The sequence below is a fragment of the Rhizorhabdus sp. GW822-FHT03C02 genome, from assembly GCF_058801765.1.
The window spans coordinates 85,610-92,106 of record NZ_JBXANN010000018.1; the positions used below are offsets into that span (position 1 = coordinate 85,610).

At 70.2% G+C, this 6,497-nt stretch carries 11 protein-coding genes; 2 read left to right on the forward strand and 9 right to left on the reverse strand.

Annotated elements, in window-relative coordinates; all coding sequences use genetic code 11:
• Positions 1 to 159 precede the first annotated feature (159 nt).
• From AC1RM6_RS28380 to AC1RM6_RS28410, 7 genes are all read right to left on the reverse strand, one after another.
• The gene (locus AC1RM6_RS28380) at positions 160 to 702 is read right to left on the reverse strand and encodes a hypothetical protein (protein ID WP_493107638.1); all 543 of its coding nucleotides are present in this window, start codon (positions 700 to 702) and stop codon (positions 160 to 162) included.
• Positions 703 to 728: 26 nt separating this feature from the next.
• Positions 729 to 1,358: a lytic transglycosylase domain-containing protein gene (locus AC1RM6_RS28385; protein ID WP_493107639.1), complete on the reverse strand. Its 630-nt coding sequence runs from the start codon at positions 1,356 to 1,358 to the stop codon at positions 729 to 731.
• A complete protein-coding gene (locus AC1RM6_RS28390) occupies positions 1,355 to 1,942 on the reverse strand; it encodes a S26 family signal peptidase (protein ID WP_493107641.1) in 588 nt (195 codons plus the stop codon). Before AC1RM6_RS28390 ends, AC1RM6_RS28385 begins: the two co-directional genes overlap by 4 nt.
• Positions 1,939 to 2,160, reverse strand: coding sequence for a helix-turn-helix domain-containing protein (locus AC1RM6_RS28395; RefSeq protein ID WP_493107643.1), 222 nt, complete (start codon positions 2,158 to 2,160; stop codon positions 1,939 to 1,941). Before AC1RM6_RS28395 ends, AC1RM6_RS28390 begins: the two co-directional genes overlap by 4 nt.
• Before the next feature lie 164 nt (positions 2,161 to 2,324).
• Positions 2,325 to 2,645 (reverse strand): DUF736 domain-containing protein, encoded by a 321-nt coding sequence (locus AC1RM6_RS28400; protein ID WP_493107645.1) that lies wholly within the window; start codon positions 2,643 to 2,645, stop codon positions 2,325 to 2,327.
• Between the two features lie 480 nt (positions 2,646 to 3,125).
• Positions 3,126 to 4,016, reverse strand: coding sequence for an endonuclease/exonuclease/phosphatase family protein (locus AC1RM6_RS28405; RefSeq protein ID WP_493107647.1), 891 nt, complete (start codon positions 4,014 to 4,016; stop codon positions 3,126 to 3,128).
• Between the two features lie 58 nt (positions 4,017 to 4,074).
• Positions 4,075 to 4,215, reverse strand: coding sequence for a hypothetical protein (locus AC1RM6_RS28410; RefSeq protein WP_493107649.1), 141 nt, complete (start codon positions 4,213 to 4,215; stop codon positions 4,075 to 4,077).
• Positions 4,216 to 4,451: 236 nt separating this feature from the next.
• Here AC1RM6_RS28410 and AC1RM6_RS28415 point away from each other — a divergent pair, with 236 nt between their 5' ends.
• Both AC1RM6_RS28415 and AC1RM6_RS28420 read left to right on the forward strand, forming a co-directional pair.
• Positions 4,452 to 4,655: a hypothetical protein gene (locus AC1RM6_RS28415; RefSeq protein ID WP_493107651.1), complete on the forward strand. Its 204-nt coding sequence runs from the start codon at positions 4,452 to 4,454 to the stop codon at positions 4,653 to 4,655.
• A gap of 37 nt (positions 4,656 to 4,692) precedes the next feature.
• On the forward strand, positions 4,693 to 4,872 hold the full coding sequence (locus AC1RM6_RS28420; protein ID WP_493107653.1) for a DUF6961 family protein: 180 nt from the start codon (positions 4,693 to 4,695) through the stop codon (positions 4,870 to 4,872).
• 34 nt (positions 4,873 to 4,906) lie between these two features.
• On the opposite strand, the gene AC1RM6_RS28425 is transcribed toward AC1RM6_RS28420, so the two are convergent.
• Together AC1RM6_RS28425 and AC1RM6_RS28430 are read right to left on the reverse strand one after the other, a co-directional pair.
• On the reverse strand, positions 4,907 to 5,542 hold the full coding sequence (locus tag AC1RM6_RS28425) for a PEPxxWA-CTERM sorting domain-containing protein (RefSeq protein ID WP_493107655.1): 636 nt from the start codon (positions 5,540 to 5,542) through the stop codon (positions 4,907 to 4,909).
• Between the two features lie 116 nt (positions 5,543 to 5,658).
• On the reverse strand, positions 5,659 to 6,339 hold the full coding sequence (locus AC1RM6_RS28430; RefSeq protein WP_493107657.1) for a thermonuclease family protein: 681 nt from the start codon (positions 6,337 to 6,339) through the stop codon (positions 5,659 to 5,661).
• Positions 6,340 to 6,497: the final 158 nt, after the last annotated feature.

Below are 6,497 nucleotides of genomic sequence, written 5' to 3' on the forward strand. Positions count from 1 at the left end.
GAAAAAAGGATGTGCAGACAGTCACTTCGCATCTGTCGCGAGACAGTGCCTTTATCTTGCCTTCCCCTTCTTCTGCCCTTCTGCCCGCCTGCCTGCCTCAGACAAAATGGAGAAGCAGCGCCCGACCGGCGCCGCTTCTCCCCTCTCAGCCCGTGCCGGTCAGCGCGCATCCGCGAACGCTTTCCGGGTTGCCGCCCGGTCTGCATAGATCCGCCGACCCATCATCGCGTGTGCCCGGCCATCGCCATCCACGAGACAGACCGCGACGAACCATTCGTCCTCCAGCCTGCCCCAGATCGCCACCCGATCGAGCTCGAATTCCGCCTCGTCGACGCCATGATAAGCCCCGATCCAGCGTTCGGCGACGCGGGCACCCCAGTGGAAATCCACCGCCTCCGCCGCCAGGAAACCGGGCGCCAACGCCGCGCCCGCGCCTTCGCCGAACTCGATCTCGAGCCCGGCGATCAACGCCGAAACCACGCGATCCGATGCCGCGCCGATGGTCTGAAACATGGTCATGTCGATCTCCTCACAGTCCGTCCTCCGATCGAGAACGGCCTCGAGACGACGGGCGGCGGCGTGGCTGTCAGGGACGGCGCAGCCGCCGCGCAGCGGGCGTGGGAGGAACCAAAATACGCAGTATTTTGGAGGGGCCCACGATCCTTGCACAGCCGCACCGGCGTCCGTCATGCTCGCGGACATCGAGACGAGCCCCTCCGACCTCCCGGTCATCGCGCACCGTCCCCACCGACGAACAGCCTGTCCCGCACCGGTACCTCGATCAGGCTCGACGACCCATCGCGAGGGTCGCGCCGGATGACGAAAAGCCCCTGTCGCGACGGCGCATCGACGGCCGTCGGCACGACGTTGCGATCGACCATTCCGGCCAGATAGGCGCTGGTCTCCCGCGGGAGCTGCGCGCGGCCGGCCTGCCAGGCGGCGAAGCGCGCCGGCCCGGCATTATAGGCCCCGAACAGGCCGGGATAGCCGAAGCGATCATGCATCAGCCGCAGATAGGCCGCCCCGGCCAGGATATTGTCGCGCGGGTCGTCGGGATCGGTGCCGAGGCGAAAACGCTGGCGCATCGCGCGCCAGGTCGCGGGCATCAATTGCATCAGCCCAATCGCCCCCACGCGCGACCGGATCGGCCGGCCGCCGAGCATCGTCAGCCCCCGGCTTTCGGCGCGGATCACCCGCAGGATCCAGTCCTGCGGAATGCCGAAACGCTGCGATGCCTCGGCGGCGAATGGCTGCCAGCGGGCGACCATGTCGGCGTACGCGGGCACGGGCGTCATCGCCGCGGCCAGCAGCCACTCGAGCTGCAAGCCACGGACCGGCCGCCAGCCAGCCCGGATCATCGCCCGACCCACAGCGGGCGGGCCGTCCCGACGATGTCGCGGGCCCGGCTGAGGCCGAAATAGCGACCGTCGAACGAGCCGGGCGCCGTCTCGACCAGCAGCAGATAGTCGTCGTCGCCGAGCGATCGGCACCCCTGCCACCAACGCATCGCCCGGCCGGCCCCATCGCGCGCGCGGCGGGAAACGAGCAGGCGGCCGTCGCGGAAAATGCCGGCTCCGAGCGCGCAGATGTCGTCGCCCGGAACCGCCGCGACCCGCTTGAGTAGCGGCACGCCCGCGGGCAGATAGCCTCGCGCCGCCGCGATCGCGCGCCATCGTCCGGGCAGCCGCGCGACCACCAGATCGCCGCGCCGCGGCGTCGCGCCCGGCCGGACCCCGTAGAGCCCGACCGGCAGGCTCGCGCTCGCATTCCACAGCAGCCGCGGCGCCGGCGGCGACAGGATCGTCAGCGTCAGCGCCGCGACGCCGGCGAGGACCAGCCCCGCGCGGGTTCGGAGCCGGCGTCGCGCATGCTTCGTCCGGCGCAGCGCATCGCCCCATGCGATCAGCGGCAGGTCGGGCTCGCCCGAACGCCGCGCGCTCATCGCCCGCCGCCCTGCGCATGGTCGCGCGACCAGCTTTTGAGATCGTCGATATGATATTGGACGAAGCGCGAATGGCGCCGGCAGACTGGCCCCTTGCCGGCGGTCCTGAGCTTCTGGAGATAGCGCCGCGACACGCCGAGATAGGCTGCGGCCTGATCGGTGTTGAGATAGGGCGAGCCCCGTTTCGCAGCCTGCGCCTGCGCGATTTCGTCGTCCATGCGGTCCTCCGGTAGGAGACGCGGCGGGAGGCCGCGCCGATCCCCGGGTGGTGCTCCGCGGGCCTGCCGGTGCGCAGGCTCGAAAAACGCCCCCCGCGATTTCGATCCCTGTCGCGCCGGGCCGGAAAAGGCCCCGCGCCGCCATGCGGCGCGGGGCGATCGGCTCACTCGACCGGGTTCCAGATGATCGCGAAGCTGTCGTCATCGTCCTGACCGGCGGCGCGGCCGAGATTGGCGTAGAGGGTCCGCGGGCCGAATTCGGGCGCGGCGAGGCTCAGCGACACATAGTCCCTGCCCGAGCGCTCGCCGGTCCTGATCCAGGCGGCGCCGACCTCGCTGCCGCCGGCGAACACCCGGTAGTCGGGCTGGGTTTCGGTCGCCTTGTCGCGGTTGGGGATGATCTCGATCTCGGCGCGAACCGAGATCGTCTTGAGCTGGCCCTTGAAGCCGGTCGCGGTCTTCGTGACATATCCGATGGCGGGCATTTGACGTCTCCTCGAAGTCGCCGAGCGGACCATTCCGCCCGGGCGATGCGCCACCGAAGGGCGCGCGGGGGGCGGCTGCGAACCGCCAGGCCGAAGCGCAGCGGAGGACCGGAGCACCGGCTTATTTGCAGCGCAGCGGCCGCGAGGAGACCGGTTCGCCGGTCGGGGAAATAAGCCGGAAGCGATGGTTTCGCGGACGACCCGCGACGCGCCCAGGGCAGCGCGATCGAACCGGCGAAATGGTCCGCGGCTAGACAGGGGAGATCCAACCGCACCCGTATATCACTGGAAACCGACGCCGAAGGGATGATCATGCGGCCTCGAAACAAGCCTGTCGCCCGCCGCGCTCCCCGCGCGAGGCGACCGGACGGGACGTCTTGGTGTCCGCAGGCAGCGAAATCGCCGCCGGTCCCGACAGGCGCGCCGTCCGGGCTGCCGCGCCCATGTCGAAAGCCTGACCGCGCGCGGTCTGGCCGGCGCCTAGCGCGCCAGCGTCACCGACACCGGGCAATGGTCCGACGGATGCTCGCTGCCGGGATAGACGGTCTCCTCGAACCGTCGCAGATCGGCCGCCGCCCGCTTGTCGAGGACGATATGGTCGATGAAATCATGATAGCGCGGATCGCAGTGCGGCTCGGTGCCGGCATCGGCCAGCGTGAGATCGGCATTGGCCGGCTGACCGTCGTCGAGCTCGGCCCACACCGCATCGCCGGGCAGAGCGAGCCGGCGATTCCAGTCGCCGAGGACGATCGCCCGCACCGGTCCGATAGCCGTGGCATCGATCCATTTTTCGACGACCGGAACCTGCTGCAGCAGGGTCGGACAAGGGCCGGCGCTGGCGCCTGCGAAGCAGCCCGACTTGAGATGCACCGCGAGCAGGCGCAGCGGCCGGCCGCCGGCCGGGCGGATGGTGATGTCGACCCCCGAGCGAAGATTGGGGTTGCCGAGCTGCAGCGCGGTCAGGTCGGGCGCGCGGTCGAACGCCAGCCCTTTGCGGATCGCGAAGCCGACCGCCTGGCGCGGAAAAGCCTGGGTCGAATTCGCGCCGCCGCACGTGCCACCCGGCTGGCCGGGGCGCTGCTCGATGACGATGTCGTACAGGGCGGGATCGAACACCCGCGCCGCGGCCGCCGCACTTTCGGCCTCCTCGAACGCGATCACGTCGGCGTCGAGCGCCGTCGCGATCCGCCGCATTTCGGCATAGTCCGCGGCCTGCCGCGGCCGGCAGCCGGTGCCGTCCCGCTCGGCGAGAAATTCGAGATTCCAGCTCGCGATGCGAAGTTCGGCGGGCGGGCCGGACGGTCCGGGCCGCGGGGTCTGGGCGCATCCGGCGGCGAGCAGGGCGAGCAGGAGCGGGAGACGGCGAAGCATGTTCATGCGCCAGCGCTAACCCGCGCGGCGACGCGCGGGCAAGCGTCCTGATGCCGGCTCATGGCTTGCGCCGCCATGCCCGGACCAGCGGCGCCAGCGCACGCAGGATCGTGGCGATGCCGGCGCAGGCCGCGAGGATCAGCAGCGCGGGCCCGGCCGACGCCGGGCTATGGTCGAGCAGCAGGGTGATCAGGTCCATATTTTCTCCTATCCCCCATGACCGCTATAGGCCGATCGCGGCCGGTCGCGGGACGCGTGCGCGATCGGCAGTCGGACCCGATCGCGCGGACACCGGGCCGTCTCCCTGATCGCCGGCAACCGCGCACCGCGCTGATCCGAGCCGATCACCACCGCCCGTCGCATGGCCGATTGACGCCGCGTCGGCGGCGGCGTCTGCTGCGGGTTGGTCGACTCATCTCACAAAAAGGATGCCCCATGGTCCGCCCGTTCCTCGCCGCGCTCACCGCGATGACCCTGCTGTCCACCGCGCTGTCGCCGGCGCTCGCCGCGCCGTGCAAGGACGCCAAGGGCCGGTTCACCAAATGCCCCGACAAGGCGCCGGCCAAGCCCGCCCGCTGCAAGGACAGCAAAGGCAAATTCGCCAAATGCGGCACCGCGGGTGCGAAGCCGGTCGGCTGAGCGCCGCTATCCAGACCATAGCGATTTCGGAGGACCGATGACGACCGACGAGGAACGACTCGCCGAAGCCTTTGCCGTGCGCCGGATCTACGGCGATCAGGCGCATGTCCACGTCGCCGAGCGGATCGGGGCGCTGGCGCTGGCCGGCGATCTCGACGGCATCGCCCGCTGGAAGGCGATCGCCATCGAGCTCGACGGACTGATGAATCTGCAATGAGGCCAAGCGGCAGCGGGACTGCCGCGCCCTATCGTCAGGCGGCGACCGCCCGTTGCCTGGCCGGCTGCGGCCCCGCGCCGCGCAACGCCATCCCGATCAGGCCGAAGCCGGACACCAGCATCGCCCATGTCATCGGCTCGGGCACCCCGGGCACCGGAACGAAGGTCGGGGTGTTGACGCTGTTCAGGGTGAAGCTGCTGCCATAAGCGCTGAACGGGCTATCCGAGCCGCGGATCACCAACGGGGAAACCGCGGTGTAGCCGGTGACATGGTTGGCGAAATAATGCCCCGACAAATAGGTGTCGGTGATCGAAATCGTCGGCGCGTTGATCGAGAGGCTGAAGGCGCCGCCGCCCAGGTCGATCGCCGCGAAGCTCGCCGCGAAGGCGAGCAGGTCGAGCGGTCCGCGATCGAGCGAGATCGAGACCCCGGTCGGGCTGTAGGTCAGCGATCCCAGCTCGAAGGGGTTAAAGGTGCCGGGGTTGAACAGCGTCGTGTCGAAATCGAGCGTGGCGGTGGTGGTCCGGATCGCCCGCGTCCCATAAGGCGATGCCGACTGATCGAGAAATTCCGCGCTGTCGGCGGTCACCTCGAATTGCACATAACGGACCGCCTGCGCCTCGCTCGCCAGCCCGATCAGCGCCGCGAGCGCCCATGCCAGTTTGTTCATCCCTGCCGCCCCCGAATCGTTAACCTAGGATTAACAAACCCGTGGCGCGCCGCAACGCGCAAAGCGGGTGTTTCCGCCATTTTGGAGAAGGTTCGTCGTGCGGCGCAGCCTCGCCATCAGCGTCGGCACTGCGCCTCGCACGGCTTGCCATCGCCATCGCCGTCGATGCCTTCCGGGGCACAGGCGCGCAGCCAGGCATAGGCTTGGGCACAGCTCATCTGGCGGCAAGAACGGCGCGGCGAGCAGGCGATGGCGGCCCGCGGCGACGGCGCGCCGCCGGCGATCACCACCGCCGGCGCACTGCGCCGTACGGTCGGCGGCGCAGCAGGCTTGCCGCGGTGCCGCCAGTCCCAGGGCGGGACACGCTGCGCCGGGGGCAGCGCCCACAGCCCCGCCTTCGCCATGCGCGCCTCGGTTTCGTACGAGACGAACATGCCGTCATGCGAATATTGGACATAGCGCCATGCCCCGCCGCGCCGCACCATCTCGGCATTGACGTCGGTGGCGCCCACCATGATCCGCGCGATCCAGCGGCCGTTGCGATCCCTGGTCGAGGCCTGGAACAGGATCTCGCGGCCGAACAGCAGCGACGCCAGCAGCCGCTTCGCGGCCTCGCCATAAGGCTGGCTCATCTCGGGCGCGTCGATCTCGGCGAGCCGCAGCCGCGCCCGCGTCCGGTCGGGCTGGAGGACGTCGACGGTATCGCCGTCGAGCACCGCGACGATCCTCCCAGTCATCTGAGCGGCGGCGACGGGCGCGGCGACGGCGAGGATCAGCAGGGCGAAAAGCAGGCGCATCGCCGTCCGATGCCGGGCTTCATCAGTCCTGTCCAATGGAGATGGTGCCGGATCGGTGCGAAGCGATATCCCAAGGACAAAGCCGCGGGGGGGGGGGGGGGGGGGGGGGGGGGGGGGGGGGGGGGGGGGGGGGGGGGGGGGGGGGGGGGGGGGGGGGG